This window comes from Streptomyces griseus subsp. griseus, assembly GCF_000720255.1.
In the GTDB taxonomy this organism is placed as follows: Bacteria; Actinomycetota; Actinomycetes; order Streptomycetales; family Streptomycetaceae; genus Streptomyces; species Streptomyces griseus_I.
In genome coordinates this window covers 1-21855 of the sequence record NZ_JOJE01000042.1, presented here as the reverse complement: position 1 = coordinate 21855, position 21855 = coordinate 1, and the positions used below count along the sequence as shown (strand labels likewise).

Annotated in this window: 16 protein-coding genes; 15 read left to right on the top strand and 1 reads right to left on the bottom strand. The window is 68.2% G+C overall.

The genetic code is table 11. The features are described from left to right. The first annotated feature begins 15 nt into the window (after nt 1-15). The 14 genes from IG99_RS36165 (at nt 16) to IG99_RS36100 (ending at nt 19226) form a co-directional block, all read left to right on the top strand. On the top strand, nt 16-639 hold the full coding sequence (locus IG99_RS36165; RefSeq protein WP_063768379.1) for a TetR/AcrR family transcriptional regulator: 624 nt from the start codon (nt 16-18) through the stop codon (nt 637-639). 823 nt (nt 640-1462) lie between these two features. Continuing rightward, complete coding sequence (locus tag IG99_RS44480) at nt 1463-2860, top strand: alpha/beta hydrolase (RefSeq protein WP_158973306.1); 1398 nt, start codon at nt 1463-1465, stop codon at nt 2858-2860. Nucleotides 2861-3083: 223 nt separating this feature from the next. Then, nucleotides 3084-3656 (top strand): TetR/AcrR family transcriptional regulator, encoded by a 573-nt coding sequence (locus tag IG99_RS36155; RefSeq protein WP_234312072.1) that lies wholly within the window; start codon nt 3084-3086, stop codon nt 3654-3656. A 353-nt stretch (nt 3657-4009) separates the two neighbouring features. Beyond that, nucleotides 4010-5080, top strand: a complete 1071-nt coding sequence (locus IG99_RS36150; RefSeq protein WP_158973305.1) for a pyridoxal phosphate-dependent aminotransferase — start codon at nt 4010-4012, stop codon at nt 5078-5080. Nucleotides 5081-5591: 511 nt separating this feature from the next. Continuing rightward, nucleotides 5592-6866, top strand: a complete 1275-nt coding sequence (locus IG99_RS36145) for an ABC transporter substrate-binding protein (RefSeq protein ID WP_037681887.1) — start codon at nt 5592-5594, stop codon at nt 6864-6866. A 213-nt stretch (nt 6867-7079) separates the two neighbouring features. Continuing rightward, nucleotides 7080-8030, top strand: coding sequence for a carbohydrate ABC transporter permease (locus tag IG99_RS36140; RefSeq protein ID WP_037681884.1), 951 nt, complete (start codon nt 7080-7082; stop codon nt 8028-8030). After that, on the top strand, nt 8027-8920 hold the full coding sequence (locus IG99_RS36135) for a carbohydrate ABC transporter permease (protein ID WP_051866310.1): 894 nt from the start codon (nt 8027-8029) through the stop codon (nt 8918-8920). The genes IG99_RS36140 and IG99_RS36135 overlap by 4 nt, the downstream gene beginning before the upstream one ends. Nucleotides 8921-9033: 113 nt before the next feature. Next, nucleotides 9034-10023, top strand: a complete 990-nt coding sequence (locus IG99_RS36130; protein ID WP_051866308.1) for an alpha/beta hydrolase — start codon at nt 9034-9036, stop codon at nt 10021-10023. Beyond that, nucleotides 10020-10760, top strand: coding sequence for a sugar phosphate isomerase/epimerase family protein (locus tag IG99_RS36125; RefSeq protein ID WP_037681881.1), 741 nt, complete (start codon nt 10020-10022; stop codon nt 10758-10760). The genes IG99_RS36130 and IG99_RS36125 overlap by 4 nt, the downstream gene beginning before the upstream one ends. After that, nucleotides 10757-11851, top strand: a complete 1095-nt coding sequence (locus IG99_RS36120) for a Gfo/Idh/MocA family protein (protein ID WP_037681879.1) — start codon at nt 10757-10759, stop codon at nt 11849-11851. Before IG99_RS36125 ends, IG99_RS36120 begins: the two co-directional genes overlap by 4 nt. Before the next feature lie 23 nt (nt 11852-11874). Then, entirely contained in the window at nt 11875-14346 is a 2472-nt protein-coding gene (locus IG99_RS36115) for a glycoside hydrolase family 2 TIM barrel-domain containing protein (protein WP_063768377.1), read from the top strand. Continuing rightward, nucleotides 14343-14993 (top strand): RraA family protein, encoded by a 651-nt coding sequence (locus IG99_RS36110; protein WP_037681876.1) that lies wholly within the window; start codon nt 14343-14345, stop codon nt 14991-14993. The genes IG99_RS36115 and IG99_RS36110 overlap by 4 nt, the downstream gene beginning before the upstream one ends. 9 nt (nt 14994-15002) lie before the next feature. Further along, entirely contained in the window at nt 15003-15617 is a 615-nt protein-coding gene (locus IG99_RS36105; RefSeq protein ID WP_037681866.1) for a TetR/AcrR family transcriptional regulator, read from the top strand. A 78-nt stretch (nt 15618-15695) separates the two neighbouring features. Beyond that, nucleotides 15696-19226: an indolepyruvate ferredoxin oxidoreductase family protein gene (locus IG99_RS36100; protein ID WP_051866305.1), complete on the top strand. Its 3531-nt coding sequence runs from the start codon at nt 15696-15698 to the stop codon at nt 19224-19226. Between the two features lie 545 nt (nt 19227-19771). Here IG99_RS36100 and IG99_RS52145 read toward each other — a convergent pair. After that, on the bottom strand, nt 19772-20113 hold the full coding sequence (locus IG99_RS52145; protein WP_394298063.1) for an alpha-L-rhamnosidase C-terminal domain-containing protein: 342 nt from the start codon (nt 20111-20113) through the stop codon (nt 19772-19774). A gap of 500 nt (nt 20114-20613) precedes the next feature. Here IG99_RS52145 and IG99_RS36095 point away from each other — a divergent pair. Next, the coding region (locus IG99_RS36095; protein ID WP_037681919.1) for an MMPL family transporter at nt 20614-21855 on the top strand (1242 nt) is incomplete at its 3' end.

Below are 21855 nucleotides of genomic sequence, written 5' to 3'. Positions count from 1 at the left end.
CTCTATGCTCGACCCGTGACAAAGCAGGCCAAGGCAGCGAGCAGCGGGGCCCGCGGCCCCCGGGGGTCCTATGCGAAGACCGCGGAGGTGCGGCAGAAGATCCTCGACGCCTGCGTCGAGGCATTCGGCGCCGGAGGCTTCCACGGCGCCACCATGAAGGACATCGCAGAGCGAGCCGGCATCAGCCAGACCGGCCTGCTGCACCACTTCGGCAGCAAGGCGGAACTGCTGGTCGAGGTTCTCGCCGCACACGAGCGGGAGACGGCCGCGATCGTCCGGGAAGCCGATGACCTGGATGTTCTGCAGACTCAACTGCGGGTCGTACACGCCAACAAGGCCCGACCCGGACTGATCCAGCTGCACAGCATCATCTCGAGCGAGGCCACGGCCGACGGGCATCCCGCTCACGAGCTGTACCGGGCCCGCTACGACAGCCTGCGCCTGCACCTGACCCGGATCTTCGCCGAGTTGCGCGGTCGCGGACGCCTGAAGGTCGACACCAGGCCGGAGGTCCTCGCGAACCTGCTCATCGCATCCATCGACGGACTCCAGATGCAGTGGCTGTACAACCCGGGCGCGGTGGACGTGTCGACAGGCATCGAGGCCTTCCTCGCAGGGGTGGTCGACGACGAGGCCTGAGAACTTCCATGCGACTGAAACCGTGTGCTAGCGTCCACCTCAATCTCGAAACACGAATCTAATTTCGAGATTGAGGTGATCGGTTCGCCGATCGCGCACGCGCAGTCAAGGAGACCTCACATGCCTCGCTCTCGGCCATCCGAGGCTCGCACCCCGGCCGAGACATCCGCTGCATCCGCGCCGTTGGCCGACGCCGCCGCGCCCGCCCGGAGCACGGTCCACGATATGACCTCGTCCGGTACCGGTCTGCGGCGAAGGCTCCGAACCGGCCGCCCGGCTCTCCGCCGGCCTCGTCGGCGCGCGACCCCGACCGCACCCGGCGTGGCGGAGGCCGGCGAACACTTCCCCGGGTACGGCACAACCGAAGGCGCAGGCGACCAAGGCATCGATCGGATCGGACATGCCTTCGTCGACGAGCACCCTGCCGACACGTATCGAAGACCCCGGCGACGCTCCCGCTGAAGGCCGCCGAGGATCCTCCGGGCGCGGCCGACCTGTGTGCCCGCGCACCGGCGAGACCGGGATCCGGCTCCTTGTCGGCGACCAGGCGAGCCATGAGCGTGCTCGCGCCTGGTCGGCCGGCCCGTCTCGAAGCGGCTTGAGCGCACGACGCCAGATGCCACGGCGGCATCGACGGCGGCGGGTCACGGAGACGGTCGCAGCGCGCGGCTACGACATCCACGGACGCCGCGCCCCCGGTCATCGCCGAACACCGGGACGGCGGCACGCCGACCCAGGAGACAGCCGCCGTCCCGTGTCCGCGGGCGCCGCGAGCCCGGCACGGACAGAGAAGCGAAGCATGACCACAAGGAGACGGACCCTCTTGAACGGCAGGCGCGTGAGGATTCCCGCGGCACTCGCTCTGGGGGCGGTGATGGTCTTCGGATGCGGTCACCCTCCCGTCCAGACAGCCGAGGTAGCCGCGGCAACCCGCACCGAAACCGGCATCGCGCTGGTGAACAAGAAGCGACTCTCGCCGCGGCTCAGCGAGCTGACCTTCACCTCGTCCGCTCTCGACGGCACGACCAAGGTGCGCGTAATGCTCCCCCGCGGCTACGACGCGCAGAAGGGGCGCCGTTATCCCGTCCTGTACCTCTACCACGGTGGCGGGCAGAGCGCTTCGAGCTGGACGAAGGACGGTGACGCGGAGGAGATCACGGCCGGCCTGCCCGCGATCGTGGTGATGCCGGACGCCGGCTCCACGGAGTGGTATGCCGACTGGTGGAACAACGGCCACCGCGGCCGGCCGATGTGGGAGACCTTCCACATCAACAGGCTCCTCCCCTGGGTGGACGAGCACTACCGCACGATCCCCGAGCGCGGGGCCCGGGCTGCAGCCGGACTGTCGATGGGCGGGTTCGGGGCCGTCTCGTACACCGCCCGGCACCCCGACCTCTTCGGTGCCGTCGGCTCGTTCTCCGGAGACGTCGACCACCAGAACGTCCAGATGCGCACCATCATCGAGCAGCTCCACCCTTCCCTCTGGGGCCCGTGGGCGACGCAGGAAGTCCACTGGCGCGGGGACAACCCCTGGGACCTGGTGGCCAATCTGGCCCACACGGACGTGTCCCTGTACACGGGCGACGGCCGGCCCCGGCACGACGGCGAGGCCGTGGACCCCACGGAACAAATGATCCAGCAGGAGAACGTGTCCTTCCACGAGCGCCTGCTGGATCTCGGCATCCGGCACCGGTGGCACGACTACGGACCCGGCAGCCACACATGGCCCTACTGGCAGGCCGACCTCCGCGCCTGGATACCGCACCTGAAGGCCTACTTCGCCCGCCACGCGCGGCACCGCGCCACTCCCCGGTCGTTCACCTTCTCGTCGATCAGGCCGCAGTACAGCGCCTACGACTGGACGGTACGGATGCGGCGGGAAGTCACCGAGTTCAGTGCACTGGAGGTGGCCAGTAAGCGCCGCTTCACGGTGGTCGGGAACGGCTCGGCCACGGTACGGACGCCCTCACTGGCTGGCCCGGGCACGCGGTATCGCGTCACCCTCCGCGGCCACGAGGGCGCTTCAGCGCGGTCGGCCACCGCCGACGCCCAGGGGCGCTTGACGATTCCCCTCGTACTGGGCACCGGCAACCCGCACCAGCAGTACTCGCCGCAGGCCGAGACGTCGAGTACGGGCCCCAGCCCTGACGACGTGCCGTTCCACACCAGGGGTGACAGCTCCCGCTTCAACCGGGTCGAGGTGACGATCCTCCCGCGTTGAGATCCGCTCGCCCAGCCCTCCGGGTCAGAAGCCCGGGGGACACCGAGGAAGATCAGCAGAGCCATTCATGCACATCCCGGCACCGGGCGAGGCCCCTCCGCTTGAGCGACTCGGACGGACGTCACTATCGTCTTGCCCAGAGGTGAGACACCTCTCTGCGATGAGGCATCCCGGGAGGCTCCCCCTGACGGTCAAGAACGAGGAACAGGGTGCTGGGCGCGGCATGCGACGCGACGCGGTCCGTAACCGGCGCAAGCTCCTGGAGGCCGTGGGAGAAACGCTCAGGACCGAGCCCGGCGGGATGACCATGGCGGTCATCGCGGAGCGGGCCAACCTGTCGCTGGCCACGGCCTACCGGTACTTCCCGTCGGTCGAGGAGCTCCTCAAGGCCTACCTGCTCGGCGTGATCGTCCAGCTGCGCAACTACAGCCACGACTGCCCCAAGACCGGCCCGGCCCTGTTCGAGGACGTGGTGCGGGAATGGGCTCGCCTGGTCCGCAGCTACGGCCCCGCCATGGTCCAGATCCGATCGCGCACGGGCTTCCTCACCCGCCTGCGCAGCAACGACGAGGTGATCACCCCGGTCCGGGACGCCTGGGAGCGCCCCATTCGCAGTGTGATGAGGCACCTGGACGTGCCGGACGATCATTTCGATCACGCGTTGTTCCTGTACAACGCCATGTTCGATCCACGCGAGATCCTGGACCTGATCAGCACCGGCCTCCCGGAGGAGGAAGCGATCAGCCGTTTGACGGCGGCCTACTACGGGGCTCTCCAGGGCTGGGCCGGCGCCTGAGGCGCACGATCGGCAGCCGGTGAGGGGCGGCTCCCCGCGGGGGCCGCCCCTCAGTACCAGGAACCGACCACCCACGGCGTCTGCGGTGGGCTTCAGGCATGCCCACCGGACCACAGCGCGCATACAGCGCGCCCACCGCGCACCCGCTCGGGCACGTGCAACCACCTACCTCCGGCCGATCCAGCCGCGTCCCCACCCTTGAACCGCTCACCACGATGTGAGAACGTTCTCGCACTTTACATCCGTCGTGACCCCCTGGAGATCGGATGAGCGCCCTCCCCTCCCAAACGGCCAGTTCTCTCCCGGAACGCATCAGAGCAGCTTCGAGGCGGCCCAAAACACTGGGCGGAGCGGTGCCGGGCGCCATCTCTCTGGCCATGGGTGAACCGGACAGCAACACGCCGCAGCCAGTGGTGGAAGCTGCCGTCCGGGCGTTGCGCGCCGGTCGCACTCGTTACTCGCAGATCACAGGGTCGCCGGATCTCCGGCAGGAGATCGCCTCCCACCTGGCGCGTTTCCAGGGCCTCGGGGTCGACCCGGCGAATGTCGTCGTCACTCACGGAGGCAGCGCCGGCCTCGCAGCCACCGCCCTCGCCTTGCTGAACCCGGGCGATCGAGTGCTGCTCCCCGAACCGACCTACTCCCTGTACGCGGACCACGCGGCCATGGCAGGGGCCAAGGTCGAGTGGATCTCCACGCGGCCTGACGGCTCCATCGACCTGCACAGACTCGCGGCGGCCGCAGCGGGAGCCCGCATTCTCATCCTGTGCAACCCGGTGAACCCCACCGGAATGGTGTTCTCCAAAGCCGATATCGAAGGAGTCGGCGCCATTCTCCGCGATCACCCCGACCTCTACCTCCTGTCGGACGAGGCATACAGCGACATCGTCTTCGACGAGATCGCGTTCACCTCGGCATCTGAACTGATCTCCGTGCGGGACCGGGTGGTGCTCTCCGGCACGTTCTCCAAGTCGTACTCGATGACCGGCTGGCGCATCGGATTCATCTGCGCCGCCGCCGCGGTCGCCGAAAAGATCAACCTCGTTCACCGAACGATCAACGGGCCTCTGAACACCTTCGTCCAGGACGCGGCCGTCGAGGCGCTACGCATTCCCGACAAAGATCTGCACGCACTCTCGGCGCGCTTCCAGCGGCGCCGAGATCTGGTCATGCGGCACCTCGACGGTCTCGACGCGGTGAGCGTCGTTCGGCCTCTCGGAGCGTTCTACGCATTCCCTCGTATCGACAGCGCCCTGTCCTCCGTCGAACTCGCGCAACGGTTCGCCGACGGAGGCCTGCTCGTACGCGCCGGGTCCGAATTCGGCCCGTCGGGCGAGGGACACGTACGCCTGTCCTTCGCCACGGACGAGGCTGCACTCGAAGAGGGTCTGCGCCGCTTTACGCACGTCATCAACGCGCTTTAGCACTGCCCCCTCGATTTCGATCACATATCAGCTCGGCCGACAGCGCGCATACACATGGACCCCGGAGATCTCGAGTGCGTCACAGAGGTCCCGAAGTCCGTGCTACCCAGCACCCCTTTCGGTGAAAAGCCAAGCTCTTTACCAAAAGGCGACGAGAAAGCGTTGACAGGCGGCACACCCGGCCCCATAGTCGACGCAACTGAGATTCGCTTCGCACTTCAGAGTGAGCCGCTCGGTTCGAACGCAAGCACTCCGAGCCTCGGACCCTGCTCCGCGGGGCCAGCGCATCACGTAGGCCAGACGGGCCAACAAGGGCTGGCGCACACCTCAAGTGAAACCCCAATCGCAAGCCGTTCGGCAGTGTTCGTAGGGATGAGTCCCCGATGACGGGAAGCTCACAACGACTCCGTGCGCGACACGCCGCTCGCAGATCAACCGGCAGGCTCCGCAAGGCGGACGGCCGACGGAAGGAGTTCCCATGGCTTCACGGTGGGTGAAGGAGGCTGGGGTCATGTTGGCCGTTGCCTCGCTCGTCACGCTCAGCGCCTGTAGCGGTTCCGGCGACTCGGGCGGTTCGAGTTCCGACGGCAAGCCGGTGAGGGTGGAGTTCTGGGGGGCGGCGGTCGGCCTCGACAAGTCCGTGGCGCTGTGGAACAAGTCCCACCCTGACATCAAGGTCAAGTACAGCCAGATCCCTGCGGGCAGCATCGGCGGCTACGCCAAGATGCAGAACGCGGTGAAGGCCGGCAACGCACCCTGTCTCGGACAGGTGGGCTACGACACCCTCTCGAACTTCATCGCCACCGGCGCGCTGGAGGACATCTCCCAGTACGCCGACGCCGGCAAGGACAAGTTCGTGCCGTGGACCTGGCAGATGTCCAGCGTCGGCGACAGGGTGTTCGGGATCCCGGTCGACACCGGGCCCATGGCGATGTACTACCGCACCGACCTGTTCAAGAAGTACAAGATCTCGCCACCGAAGACCTGGGACGATTTCGCCGCGGCCGCGCAGAAGGTGCACAGCGCCAACCCCTCGGCCTACCTGACGACCACGCCGCAGGACGCCTATGACCTGGGGGCGCTGACCTGGCAGGCCGGAGGCAAGTGGTTCGGTACCGCGAACGACCGGTGGCAGGTGACCATCGACAACCCGCAGACGAGCAAGGTCGCGCAGTACTGGCAGGGCCTGCTGGACAAGAAGCTGGTCACCAGTGACCCGATGCTGGACACTGCCTGGTTCAAGAAGGTGCAGGACGGGCAGCTGCTGTCGCTCGTCAGCGCCGTGTGGGCGGCTCCGCTGATCTCCAAGAACCTGCCCGAGCTGTCCGGCAAGTGGGCCGTGGCTCCCATGCCCCAGTGGTCCGCCGGGCAGAAGGCGGCCGGTAACCGCGGAGGCTCGGCGACCGTGGTGCTCAAGGGGTGCGCGCACCCGAAGGAAGCCACGGAGTTCGCGACCTGGATGAGCACCGACAGCGACAGCGTCACCAGTCTGATCAAGAACACGGGCATCTACCCGGCCGCTACGAGCGGACAGCAGCTGCCTGCCGTGGACCAGCCGTCGGCGTACTTCGGTGGACAGAACATCTACGACGTGTTCAAGACAGCGGCCGCGAACACGAGCACGGGCTGGGTCTGGGGCCCGACGATGAGCCAGGTTCAGTCTGACATGAAGGACGGGCTCAAGAAGGCCGGAGCCGGGCAGGGCACCATCCCGAAGGCCGTGACCTCCGTCCAGGACAGCACCGTCGCGGCCATGAAGAGCCAGGGGCTGAGCGTCGGGAAGTGACGCGCGCGGAGAACGACGGCGGGTGCCCGGCGGCCTTCCTGACCTGCCGGGCGCCGGTGCCGCCGCTCCACGCCCTCTGCCCCGACATGCGGGGGCCCGTCCTCCCCCGTGCCACCACCGCCCGCGCCCCCGCAGGGCGACGACCAGCCCGACCAGCACCAATGACCAGCCGGTCCCCACTTCACGGGACCACTTCACCAGCTAGGAGCAGGCATGGCGACAAGAACGCCTGGCGACGCTCTCGCCCACCCCATCGCCGGCTCGGCAGCGAAGCGTGTCCCCGGCCGTGGCCACACTCGTTCCGCGGTGCTCTTCCTGGCACCGTTCGGGCTGCTGTTCACGGCGATGTTGCTCGCACCGATCGGCTACGCGGTGTACCAGAGCTTCTTCAGGACGCGCCGCAGCGGCCTCGGACTGGGACCGTCGACGACTGTCTTCGCCGGGTTCGACAACTACGTGACGGCTCTGCACGACAGCCGGTTCATGTCGTCGTTCCTGCGGGTGTTCACGCTCGGCATCGTGCAGGTGCCGGTGATGCTGGGCCTGGCGCTCCTGCTGGCGCTGCTGCTGGACTCGCGTGGCGCCGTGTTCAAGAAGGTCTTCCGGCAGATCTACTTCCTGCCCTACGCGCTGCCGGGCGTGATCGCCGCGATCATGTGGTCGTTCCTGTACGCACCGAGCGTCAGCCCGTTCACCGCTGCCCTGCGGCACGTCGGGCTCGAAGTGAACTTCCTGTCCGACGACCTCGTGCTCGCCTCGATCGGCAACATGATGACGTGGGCCTGGACCGGCTTCAACATGCTGATCATCTACTCGGCCTTGCAGGCGATCCCGGGCGAACTCACCGAAGCCGCTGTGATGGACGGCTGTTCCGGGTGGCGGGTCGCCTGGCACGTGAAGGTTCCCGCGGTACGGCCGGCGCTGATCCTCACCACGGTGTTCTCCATCATCGGTACCGCCCAGCTGTTCAACGAGCCCGCGGTGCTGAGTCAGGTCGCCCCGACCGTCTCCCCGACCTACACGCCGATCCTGGCCACACAGCAGTCGGCGGACATCAACAACTACAACTACGCGGCCACCCAGTCGGTCATCCTCGCCCTGCTGACCTTCGTGCTGTCGTTCGGCTTCCTCAAGTTCACCCAGCGGAAGGGCACCTTCGCATGACGACCGTCACTCCCACAGCAACACGTGCCGCCGCCGGGTCTCCCGGGCGACTGCGTACGTCATCGCTGGCCGGCCGGGCGGGCGTGTTCGCGGTCATGGCGCTCTTCGCCCTGTACACGCTCATCCCGATCTGGTGGCTGCTGGTCACCGCGACGAAGAACAGCGGCTACCTGTTCACCACGAACGGGCTGTGGTTCTCCCACTTCGACCTGTGGACCAACATCCGTGACGTCTTCCAGGAACAGGACGGCATCTTCGCCCGGTGGCTGCTGAACAGCGCCCTCTACAGCATCGGCGGCGCGGCGGTGAGCACGACGCTGTCCGCCATGGCCGGGTACGCGCTGGCCAAGTACCCCTTCCGCGGTCGCGACCTGACCTTCAACGTCATCCTCGGCGCCGTCCTGATCCCGGACGTCATGTTCGCGCTGCCCCTGTACCTGATGTTCAGCCAGGTCCACCTCGTCAATACCTACTGGGCCGTCTTCCTGCCCAGCGTCGTCAGCCCGTTCGGGGTCTACCTGTCGCGCATCTACGCCGGAGCGTCGGTACCGGACGAACTGATCGAAGCCGCGCGACTCGACGGTGCCGGCGAGGCCCGGATCTTCTGGCGGGTCGCCATGCCGATCATGTCCCCCGCACTGGTCACCATCTTCCTGTTCCAGTTCGTCAGCATCTGGAACAACTACCTGCTGCCCCTGCTCATGCTCAACAGCGACGAACTTCAGCCGGTCACCGTCGGGCTGGCCAACTGGAGGGAAGGGGTGAACCAAGGCATCCCCTACAACATCACCATCACCGGCGCGTTCCTCTCGGTGATCCCACTGATCGTCGCGTTTCTCGTCCTGCAGCGGTTCTGGCGCTCCGGACTGGCCGCCGGGAGCGTGAAATAGGCCTGCCCGCCCGGCAATTCCGGCCGGCCACGAGGCTGAGCGGACATCCCCCACCCCTCCCGCCTACGCGCGCTGCACCCGATTTCCCCCGCACCCCTGGAGACCTGACCCTGATGGCCCTGCATCCCAGCATCTCCGCGCGGCTCAGCCTGATCGAGGACCTCCCGTCCTGGCGCGAGGCACTCGCCGATCCGGCTGTGCAACCGCGCCTGCAGGAATACCGGACCTGGAAGGCGGCACCGGCACTGCCCTCCGTCGAAACCAGCGACGAGAGCATTCCCGGCCCGCACGGCCCGATAGCCGTCCGCGTCTACCGGCCGCCGTCAGCACCGCAGCGGCCTCGCCCCGGCCTGGTCTGGGTGCACGGCGGCGGCTGGGTCTTCGGCGATCTCGACATGCACGAGGCCGACTGGACCGCCCGCGAGGTGCGCGCCAGGGCCGACGCCGTTGTCGTGAGCGTGGACTACCGGCTCGCGGTCGACGGCGTGAGGTATCCGGTGCCGCACGACGACGTCGTGGCGGGCGTCCGATGGGTGCGCGAGAACGCCGCGGTGCTCGGCATCGAACCGGCGCGGATCACCGTCGGCGGTGCGAGCGCGGGGGCGAACCTCGCCGCAGGAGCCGTACTTCGCCTGCGGGACGACGACAACTGGCTGCCCACCACCCTGGTACTGGCCTATGCGACCATGCACGCCGTCTCCCCGCCCCTCGCGCCGGCACTGGCCGAAGCGTTCGCGCCGTTGCCGCGCATGGTCCGGATCCTGCCGGAGGACGTGGCCGGGATGACGGCCAACTACCTGGGCGGCACACCGGATCCGCACGGCTACGCCTTCCCCGCGAGCGCCGTCCTGGACGGACTCTGTCCCACCCTGGTACTCGACGCCGAGTACGACGATCTGCGCGCCAGCAGCGAGGCATTCGCGGCCGCACTCGTGAAGTCGGGCGTACCCGTACGGCATGTCACGGTGCCCGGCGTGCTGCACGGCTTCCTGAACCTGCCCTCTTCAGTGGAACCGGTCGACCAAGCGCTCGCCGTCCTCGCCGAGACGGTGACAACGGCTCATGCGGGAGAACTCGGACTGGACCAGGGAGAACGCGGATGACGGAGCGCCTGTACTCAGTGCAGCTCTATACGCTGCGCAACGCCATCGAGACCGATCTCCCGGGGACGCTCGCGCGCGTTGCCGCGATGGGATTCGAGAACGTGGAGCTGTGGAGGTTCGAGCAGTACCGGGACGCGTACCGGCGTGCGCTGACCGAGACACCGCTGCGCCCGCTCAGCGCACACGCGAGCCTTGTCGATGGAAACGCTTCCGCGGCTGTCCGCGCGGCAGCAGAGCTAGGAATCGGCACGCTCATCGAACCGCACATCATCGCTCAGCGCTGGACCACGCGGGCGGACATCGAAGCGGCGGCTGCGAGTCTGAACGGCGTCGCGAGGCTTGCCCGGGACGCAGGCGTCACCATCGGGTACCACAACCACGACCACGAGGTCCGTCAGGACTTCGGCGGCAGGACCGGCCTCGAACTCTTCGCGGAGGCGCTGGACGAGGACATCGTCCTGGAACTCGACACCTTCTGGGCCGAGGTCGGTGGCGCTTCCGCCGTGGAGTTGATCTCCCGGCTCAGGGCGCGCGTCAGGTTCCTGCACCTCAAGGACGGCCCGTACACCACAACCCTCCTGGAGCAGCAGCCGGTAGGCCAGGGTGCGATGCCGGTGGCGGACATCCTGAAGGCCGCACCGGACGCGGTCCGCGTCGTGGAACTGGACGACTACGTGGGCGACCCGTTCGAAGCCGTGCGGCAGAGCCTGCGTTATCTGGTGGAGGTCGACCGGTGAACTCCAAGCGAGTGGGTGTCGGCGTCATCGGCGCCGGCGTCATCAGCAGCCACTACCTCGAGAACCTGACGCGGTTCCCTGATCTGAACGTGGTCGCGATAGCGGACCTCGACCAGGAGCGCGCCCGTGCTCGTGCGCGGGAGTTCGGGTTGCGGCACCTGCTCGTCCACGAGCTCCTGGCCCACGACGACATCGAGATCGTGCTGAACCTCACCGTCCCCGCCGCCCACTTCGACGTGTCGGCCCGGATCCTCGCGAGCGGCAGGCACGTCTGGAGTGAGAAGCCCCTCGCCGTCAGCCGCCGCGACGCACGACTGCTGCTGGACAAGGCCGGCCGGAGAGGACTTCGCATGGCCTGCGCGCCCGACACGTTCCTCGGTGGTGCCCTGCAGACGGCACAACGAGCGGTCCTCGCGGGCCGCATCGGCGAACCGAAGAGCGCTCTGGCGATCATGCAGTCTCCGGGACCGGAAGGCACCCACCCGAATCCCGCCTTCTACTACGACCAGGGCGCCGGCCCGCTGCTGGACATGGGGCCGTATCACGTCACCGCGCTCGTGCAGACCATGGGTGCCGTCCGGCGTGTGAGCTCGGTTTCCTCAACCGCACGGGCCGTCAGGCGCGTCCTCGTCGGGGCGGGCGCCGGGACCGAGTTCGACGTGCGCGTACCGAGTCAGCACATGGCTCTGCTGGAGTTCGCCTCCGGCGCTCGCGCGACCCTCGTCACGAGCTTCGATTCGGGGATCCGCCGCGACCTCCTCGAACTGCACGGCACGGAAGCCTCACTCGAGGTCCCCGACCCCAACCGCTTCGCTGGAACAGGCAGGTTCGTCCCTCTCCATGCGGAACCGGAAGACGTACCCGCTGTCGGGTCCACGTGGGGCCGGGGCGTGGGGGTGCTGGAGCTCGCTCGCTCGATACGTGACGACGTACGGGAACGCGCCTCCGGCGCTCTCGCCTGCCACGTTCTCGACGTGCTCCTCGCCGTCGAGGAGGCAGCACGGGCCGGGACACCGCTGACCCTCGAATCCACCGTGGCATCGCCGGCTCCCCTGGACGAGAACTGGGACCCCACGGCCGCGACCCTCTAGAACGATCGAGCAAGGAAGTTCCAATGATCCGCATCCCGTTCAACGACGCCTGGCGCGTCGGCCCCCTCGTGTCCGTTCACGAGGCGATCGTGGTCGCCGGTGCCGGCGAGGAAGAAGTCACCCTGCCGCACGACGCCATGCTGGGGGGAGGGCGGTCCGCGGAGAGCTCCGGTGGACCGCAGACGGGCTACTTCCGCGACGGAAAGTGGACCTACGAGAAGCAGTTCGACGTGCCGGAGGAATGGGCGACGAAGCGAGTCATCTTCGAGCTCGAAGGTGTCTACCGCGACGCGATGGTCTACATCAACGGTGCTCTCGCCGGACAGTGGGCAGGCGGATACTCCCGCTTCCACGTCAGCGCGGACCCATTCCTGCAGTGCGGCCGGGTCAACACCGTCCGGGTGGACGCACAGGCACACCAGGACTCCCGCTGGTACTCGGGGGGTGGCCTCCACCGCCCCGTCAGCGTCCTCGTCGGCGACCTCGTCCATGTCACCCCGACCGGGCTGCGACTCACCACGCCGGACATCGACGCCGATCTCGCCACCGTGGTGGCGGCGACCGAGATCGTCAACGAGGACGTCTCCACTCGCGTCGTCGAAGTGCTTCTCGAGATCCTGGACGCCGGGGGCGAGGTCGTGACGTCCGACCGGGCCCGGGTCACGCTCCTGGCGGGCGACAGGATCACCACCCACCAGCGGGCGTACGTCCAACGGCCGTCACTGTGGAGCGTCGAATCACCCCACCTCTACCACGCGTCCGTGCGCCTCTTTGACGACAGCGGGCCGCTCGACGCGGCTTCCACGCACTTCGGTATCCGCACCGTCACCGCCGACCCGATCCGCGGCCTGCGGATCAACGGCGAGACCGTCAAGCTCCGCGGCGGTGCGATCCACCACGACAACGGCATCCTCGGCGCCGCCGACTTCGCCGACGCCGCCGAGCGGCGGGTGCGGATGCTGAAGGCCGCGGGCTTCAACGCCGTACGCTCCGCGCACAACCCGATGAGCATTGCCCTGCTCAACGCGTGCGACCGCCTCGGCATGCTCGTCATGGACGAGCTGTTCGACGTGTGGACGGTCGCGAAGTCCGGTGACGACTACTCGCGCAGATTCCCGCAGTGGTGGGAACGCGACGTCGACTCGCTCGTGGCGAAGGACTTCAACCACCCCAGCGTGATCATGTACTCGATCGGCAACGAGATCATCGAAGCCGGAACCCCCCACGGTACGCGCCTGGGCCGCCGCATCGCCGACCGGGTACGCGCGCAGGACCCCACCCGCCTGGTCACCCACGCACTCCAGGGCATGTACATCGCCCGCGACAAGATCCCCGCGCTGAAGGCCGAACTGGGCCAGGACGCCGCCCCAGTCCGGGGCCTGAACGACTACCTGGGCCAGGTGACGCATCTGATCGACGCCCTCATGGCCTCGCCGGTCGTCGGTGAGCGACTCGCCGAGCCCGCCTCCGTACTCGACGTCGTGGGGCTCAACTACGGCGAGAGCCGGTACCTGCTGGACAAGGAGGCCCACCCCAACCGCGTGGTCGTGGGCTCGGAGACGTTCCCGACGAAGATCGACCAGCTGTGGCAGCTCGTCACCGAGAACCCCCACGTCATCGGCGACTTCACCTGGACCGCATGGGACTTCCTCGGCGAGGTCGGAACCGGCCGGCACGTGTATCCCGAGGACCAGCAGGTACACCGCGCCCCCTACCCGTGGCTCACCGCCGAGTGCGGGGACATCGACATCGTCGGACAGCGTCACCCGATCTCGTACTACCGCGAGATCGTCTACGGGCTCACACAGACGCCCTACCTCGCCGTGCGACACCCCCGCGACGACGGCTACGTCATCAAGCCCAGGGCATGGACCTGGACCGATGTCTCCCCCAGCTGGACCTTCGACGTTCCCGTCGGCTCGCCGCTCCATGTCGAGGCCTACGCGGCAGCCGAAGAGGTCGAGTTCCGGCTCAACGGCACCACCGTCGCGACCGTGCCCGTCGGTACCGAGCGGAACTTCCTCGCCGAAGCCGACGTGCCCTACGAGCCCGGCGTCCTGGAGGTCGTGGCGTACCGCGACGGAGCGGAAGTGGGACGCTCGGCGCTGCGCACCGCCGGCGAGCCCACGCGCCTGAGCCTGGAGACGGACCGCTCCGAACTCACCGCCGATCCCCAGCGTTTGGCCCACATCAGCATCAACCTGGTCGACGGCAACGGTGTGCTCAACCCGGCCCGGGACACGAAGATCACGATCCGGGTCGACGGTCCCGGGGTCCTCCAGGGATTCGGTACGGGAGCTCCGGCCACCGAGGAGAGCTTCCTCGACGATTCCGCCACGTCGTTCAAGGGTCGTGCCCTGGCGATCGTCCGGGCCACCGGGGAAACGGGACGGATCACCGTCACAGCCCGGGCACACGGACTCCCGGACGCCTCCCTCGAGATCGACGTCGTCCAGGCACCCATTCATCACGAGACAGGGGAAGGACAGAAATGACCTACGCGCCGACATCGGCCGGCTCGCCCAACATCGAGGTCGGCCCGAAGTGGCAGCGCCCTGACGGGGAGTTGCTCGCACAGTTCCAGCGGCACTCGGTCGCGAACATCGGAGACGCACTCGGGCGCCTCGGCATGCCCGACGGCGGCATCACCCCCCTCTGGGACGGCTGCCGTGTCGTGGGTAGCGCCCTGACGGTCCTGACGGTCGCCGGAGACGATCTGGCCGTGATCGACGCCGTCGCGCACATCGAACCCGGCGACTTCCTCGTCATCAACGGATTCGGTTACCCGGGCCGGGCCGTGATGGGCGACATCCTCACCCAGTACTTCTCCTCGCGGGGAGCCGTGGGAGCGATCGTCGACGGAGCGGTCAGGGACCGCGACGAGATCCGGCAGCAGCAATTCCCCGTGTGGTCGCGTTCGGTCACGCCGGCAGGGCCGTGGAAACACGGCCCGGGAGCCGTCGGGACGCCCGTCGCCATCGGCGGTGTCGTCATCAACCCCGGTGACGTGGTCGTGGCCGACGCCGACGGCGTCGTCGCAGTGCCCCTGAAGAAGGCGCATGAAATCGCCGCCGAGCTGGCGCGGATCGCGGAATCCGAGCAGGGCATGCGCACGCAGGCCAAGCAAGCGCCCACGAAATGAGCCGCGTAGATGAAGAGGACGCTCATGCGCAGGGATCAGCGGTTGAACAACGCCAAGCTGATCCAGGCCGCCGCAGAGCTTTTCGAGCGTTGCGAGCAGCCGATCAGCCTCGCCGACATCGCTCGGCAGGCGGATGTGTCGGTCGCGACGGCTTACCGGCACTTCGAGTCCGCGGACGACGCCCTCAGTGCCTACCGACGGGACATCGTGAGCAAGTTCCGCGATCACAGTCTCGAGCAGCCGAGCAACGGTCTGGCCCTGCTCGAGAGTGTCTGCGGCTTCTGGGTGGACCTCATCCTCGCCGAAGGCGCGGCGCTGGTGCACCGCCGGTCCTCGGAAGGGTTCCTCGCGCGGTACAAGGCCCAGGAGCCGTACTTGGAAGGCCAGGCGGAGGCCCTTGCCCGCCCCATCCGCGAACTCGTGGCGATTCTCGGGGTGGGCGAGCTCGCCGGCGTCGAGGACGAGGCCGCCTTCCTGTGGAACGTCCTCTTCGACCCTCGGGAGATCTTCGACCTGCGTGACACGCTCTCACTGCCGCCCGCTCAGATCACGCGCCGACTGGTATCGACGTTCCGCGGCGCACTGCTCGGCTGGGCGACTGCTCGGCTGGGCGAACCAGCCTGACCGCGAGGAAGCCGTCTCTCCGCACGCGCAGACGGGCGGGACCTTTAGCAGCCCCAGATTGTTGTGAGGAAGAGGACGATGACTGCACCCATCACCGAGACCGGGCAGCTGGGCAGCCGACGCTTTCGTCTGGATGACCGCTACCGCCGCGAGGAAGGCATCGTGCACCTCTCCGGGATCCAGGCTCTCGTCCGCGTTCTGCTGGACCGCTCCCGGCGTGACAACGCGAACGGACTGCGTACCGCGACATTCGTCTCGGGATACGAGGGATCACCACTCGCCGGCTACGACATCGAGTTGGGCCGACGCGGGGCGTTGTTGCACGAGCACGACATTGTCCACAAACCGGGGCTGAACGAGGAGCTCGCCGCGACCGCCGTCATGGGCAGCCAGTTGGCCGGCCAGGTCGGCGCTTCGCGGTGCGACGGCGTCGTGGGCATCTGGTACGGCAAGTCCCCCGGCCTCGATCGCGCCTCCGACGCTCTCCGCCACGCGAACCTGGTGGGAACCGGCCCTTCCGGCGGTGCCGTCGCGCTGGTCGGCGACGACCCGGGAGCCAAGTCGTCCAGCGTGCCGTGTGCCAGCGAGGCGACGCTCGCGGACCTGGCGATCCCGACGCTGTACCCGGCCGATGCCCAGGACGTCCTCGACTTCGGGCTCCACGCGCAGTTCCTCTCCCGGTTCAGCGGCCTGTGGTCGGGCCTGAAGATCGCTACCGCGGTGGCGGACGCGGCGTCCACGGCCGTCGTGGCGCGCGATCGCATCACGGTCACTGAAGGCGACGCCAGCCCCAGCCCGCACAAGCCGAGCTCCATGCTCCTGGGCGCCAACCTCATGGCCCTCGAACGCAGCCTGCACGACATCCGCCTCCCTCGCGCCGTGGAGTACGCCCGCCTCAACCGCCTCAACCGCGTGGTCCAGTGCGGGCCGTCGGACAGGATCGGCATCCTGACATCCGGTAAGACCTATCTCGACGTCCGCGAGGCCCTCCGCATCATCGGCCTCACCGACAAAGACCTCGCACGGTACGGCATCAGGATCCTCAAGCTCGGCATGATCTTCCCCCTCGAACGTGACGCCGTCATCGAGTTCGCGGACGGTCTCGCCCAGCTGGTCGTCGTCGAGGAGAAACGGCCGTTCCTCGAAACCGCCGTCAAGGAGATCCTCTACGGCCGCACCGACGCCCCGGTCGTCCACGGCAAACAGGACCAGGACGGGCGATCGCTGTTCAGTCGCTCAGGAGAGCTCGACGCGGACAGCATCGCCACCGGACTGTCCAGGGTGCTCGCTCCGCTCGGCATCGAAGCCGCCCGCGCTTGGCGTCAGCGGCCCAAAGCCCGTACGACGTCGGCGCTGCCGCTCCTGGCCCGCAGTCCGTACTACTGCTCGGGGTGTCCGCACAACACCTCGACCACCGCCGGCGGGGACTCACTGGTCGGCGCTGGGATCGGCTGCCACTCGATGGTCGTGTTCATGGATCCCGAACAGGTCGGCTCGGTCGTCGGCATGACCCAGATGGGCGGGGAAGGTGCTCAGTGGATCGGGTTGGAGCCGTTCGTCGACACCGACCACTTCGTGCAGAACATCGGTGACGGCACTTTCATGCATTCGGGCAGCCTGGCCGTGCGGGCGGCGATCGCCGCGGGGGTGAACGTCACGTTCAAGCTGCTCTACAACGGAACGGTCGCCATGACCGGCGGCCAGGACGCCGTCGGCGCCCTGCCGGTCGACCGGCTCGCCGCCACGCTCCTCGACGAAGGCGTCGCCAAGGTGATCATCACGACCGAGGACAGGGCCCGCATCCCCCGGGCCCGGCTTCCGAAGTCGGTGAAGGTTCTCGACCGGGCCGAGATCGAGGAGGCGCTGGCGGAGCTGAAGGCCACTGCCGGTGTCACCGTCCTCATCCATGACCAGGAATGCGCCGCCGAGAAACGGCGTGCGCGTCGGCGCGGCAAGGCCGAGGCGCCGACGAAGCGCGTGTGGATCAACGAGCGTATCTGCGAGGGTTGCGGTGACTGCGGCCGCAAGTCGAACTGTCTGTCCGTCCACCCGGTCCCGACCGAGTTCGGCCGCAAGACCAGGATCGACCAGTCCTCGTGCAACCTGGACTACTCGTGCCTCGACGGCGACTGCCCGGCGTTCATGACCATCACACCCGCAGGCAAGCCGAAGCGCGCCGAGCTTCCCGCCCTGGGGGCCACCGACATCGCCGAGCCTGCCCGCGCGGCCGGCGCCGACTCCTTCGGCATGCGGATCACCGGGATCGGGGGAACCGGCATCGTCACCATCTCGCAGGTGCTGGCGACCGCGGCCGTCATCGACGGCCGCCACGCCCGCAGCCTCGACCAGACCGGACTGGCCCAGAAGGGCGGCGCGGTCGTCTCCGACATCAGGATCACCGAGGGTGTCGTCGAACAGGGCGCCAAGATCGCCGAGGGGCAGTGCGACCTCTACCTCGCGTGCGATCCGCTCGTCGCGACCGACCCGAAGTACCTCTCCGTCGCCTCCGCGGACCGCACCGTCGCCGTCATGACCACGACCGAGATACCCACCGGGCAGATGGTGGTCGACACCGCCGTCAGCTTCCCGGCTCCCGATGTCGTACGTCATGCCGTCCACGACGCGATGCGCCAGCTCATCGCTCTGGACTCCGGCGCGCTGGCCGAGCAGCTGTTCGGCGACGAGCAGTACGCCAACATGCTCCTGGTGGGCGCCGCCTACCAGACCGGGCTGCTGCCGATGTCGGCTTCAGCCATCGAAGAGGCCATCACCCTGAACGCAGTCGCCGTGGAACGCAATGTGCAGGCCTTCCGGCGAGGCCGCCAGGCGGTCGCCGACCCCGAGGCCCTGAGTGCCACGCTTGCCGACCCGACGCTCCCAGACGTGGAACTGCGGCTGCCCGCCGGGATTACCGAGCTCGTGGCGTTGGTCACCGATGATGAGGAATCGGAGCTGCATCGCCTCCTCACCGTGCGTGTGGCCGACCTCATCGACTACCAGGACAGGCGCTACGCCCGCGCCTACGTCGACTTCGTCCAGACGGTGGCGGCCACGGAGCGCGCTGCCGCCGACGGCTCGACCGAGCTGACCGAGGCTGTCGCCCGCTGCCTCCACAAGCTCATGGCCTACAAGGACGAGTACGAGGTTGCACGACTCGCCATCGACCCGGCCGTGGACGACCACATCACCGCGGCATTCGGAAGCGGGAGCCGACGCTCCTACCGTCTGCATCCGCCCGTCCTGCGAACCCTGGGCATGGAAAGGAAGGTCGCTCTCGGAAGCTGGTTCCGCCCGGTCCTCATACTGCTGCGTGGGCTGCGGCGCGTTCGAGGGACCCGCCTCGATGTGTTCGGACTCCAGCACATGCGACGCATCGAGCGCGATCTCATCGCCGAGTACCGGGAGTCGATCAAGACCGCGCTCGTGCTCCTGAACGAGGAGAACCTGGCCGAGGTTCGCCGGCTCGCGGAGCTGCCCGATGCGGTCCGTGGATACGAAGGCGTCAAACTCGCGGCCATTGAGCGCTACCAGGCCGAGCAGGCGCGCATACTCGGCGAGTTGCGGGAGAACGCGGACCCCGTCCCGACGGAAGCCGGGCAGGGCCGTTGAACTCGATGTGAGGCAGGCCGTCTCGCGGGAGCCATCGGCTCAGGGAGTACGGCCGTCCGGACCGGAGGCTCGCCCACAGGTCCGTTGCCCCGCCCCGGACGCGCGCATGGTGGCTGACACCATGCCGGTTCGGTACGGGACCCGGTCGGCATGATTGGCCACTCCAACGAGACGCCCAGTTGTTCGGTTCCGTGATCGCCCGCCGTGCGGCTACTTCATTCCCGTGGTAGCGATTCCCTTGACGAGGTAGCGATTCCCTTGACGAGGTAGCGCTGGCCGACCAAGAGGAAGACGAAGGCCGGGTTCAGCCTGATGACGGACATCGCGAACCGCGTTCCCAGGGCTCGGTGGCCGAGGACGACCTCGTCGCCGGCCACGAGCGTGAGGGCGGCCCGGATTTCTCGTCTCGGCGCTCCCATGGCCGAGGTCTGCCACACCCTGTGGTATCGAGACGACGCCTGCTTCGCGGTCGCCTGGCGCGGCAAGGGGGAGCCGAGGTGGCGGCCCCACCATGGGCCACGGCATCCATCAGTTCCACTTCGCCGTCACTGCTGCGGCTTGGCAACAAGATCGCGAAGCCCACCGACGCAGAATGCGTGGGTGCCCGCGCCGAGTTCGACCACGTCCCCTTCCCCGGGTTGCGAGAACAGTCCGCTGACGCCGTCAGGAAGAGTGGTCCGAACGGTGAGCGTCTCGCCCTGTACACGCCGATCGACCGAAACCTCGCCGTGCGGGATGGCCAGTCTGGTGGAGGCCGAGGTCAGCCCACCGCCGGGTCTGGGCGCCACCAGCACGCGCCGGTAGCCCGGTTCGAGGGGGCGAGGTGTGGGGCTGCAGTGGCAGCGACATGGCGGGCGGGCAAGGCAGGCGCCGTCGTGGCTACGGATATCCGCGCCGGGCCACCTCGCGGAGATGTCCGCAGGATGCGTGAGTCATCACCGGTGTCCCTGCTCATGAGCCGAACTGTCCCGGGTCGCTGCAGTGGTCGACGCGTTGAGCAGCGCCCTGTTCCGCCCGCTCACGCGCCAGGAGCCCGCGCCGCTCCTCCCGGTGCTCGCGCTGTGCGACTGGGTCGGGGACGGGCGCGGCCACCAACAACGGCCTTGGGTGAGGGGTGTCGGGGCGTAGCGGTCGCCTGCCCGGCGGCTCCGGTGTCGACGATCTCACCGCCTCGGTTCGCGCCTCAGGCCTGCTCACCACGTCTGGACCAGCGGCTTCCGCTCCGCCCACAGGGGGCACCCCCATTCTTCGCCACCGCGTCTGCTGCGATCGCAGTAGGCGCAAGTGTCTGCGAACGGCCAATGACGAGAGTCCGGAGAACTGCGAGCGTGAGGGTGGGCCGTGATCACCGGCTCCGGCGCATGGCATTTTCTGGAAAGGCACGTCGATGTCCCCTCTCGCCCGCTGGTGTCATAGGCACCGGCTCGCAGTCGTCCTGGTCTGGGTGGGTCTGTTGCTCGCCCTGGGAGCCGGGGTCGGCGCCGCCGGCAGCGCCTTCGGCAACAGCCCGACCTCACAGGACACCGACTCGGCCAAGGCCACGGCCCTGCTGCAGCAGGCCTCCGACAGCGCCGCGGGCAAGAGCGGCCGGGTGGTCTGGCAGCTGGACGGCGGCGAGGTCACCGAGCCCGCCGCCGAGAAGGCGATGACCGGCACGCTCAAGGGCATCGCCGACGCGCCGGGCGTCGCCGTGGTGACCAGCCCCTACGCACCCGTCGGCAAGGGACAGATCAGCAAGGACGGCAGGACCGCCTACGCGACGGTCGCGTTCGACCAGGACGTCTCGGACGCCCAGATCGACCACGTGAAGGAACTCGCCACCGAACCGGAGACGGGGAGCCTGCACATCGCCCTCAACGGGCAGGCGTTCACCGTCAACCCGGAGCCGAACGCGGTCGCCGACGCCATGGGCATCGTCCTCGCCTTCATCGTGCTGCTGTTCGTCTTCCGGGCGGTCTGGGTGGCAGCGCTGCCCATCATCACGGCCATCGTCGGTGTCGGCACCTCCGCGGTCACGGTGATGCTGCTCAGCCACGTCATCACGCTCTCCGACACCACGCTCACCCTGGGTTCGCTGATCGGCCTGGGCGTGGGCATCGACTACGCGCTGTTCATCGTGCTGGGCATGCTCACCCTGAACGTCGGCATCATCAACGGCATGGCGATCGGCGCGGCGATCACCGTCACACTGACCGTGCTGGCCGCCATCACCCTGCTGCCTGCACTGCTCGGGATGATCGGTCCGCGCGTCCTCAGCCGCAAGCAGCGCCGCGAGATGTCCGGCTGGACCGGGCCGAGCTCTTCGGGCCGCACCGGCGTGTGGGGCCGGTGGGCCGAGCGGGTGCAGGCCAGGCCCAGGACTCTGGGTCTCGTCGCCCTGGCCGTGCTCGCGGCGCTCGCGCTGCCGACGCTGTCGCTGCGCCTGGGTGCCTCCGACGACGGCAACCTGCCCACATCCTCGACGAACCGTCAGGCGTACGACATGATCGCCGACGGGTTCGGGCCTGGCTTCAACGGCCCGCTCGTCCTAGCGGTCCAGGCCCCCGACGCCGCCGGCAAGGCCGCCGAGAGGAAACTGGTCACCGCCCTCGAGAAGGTCGACGGTGTCGCCAGTGCCAACTCCGCGCCC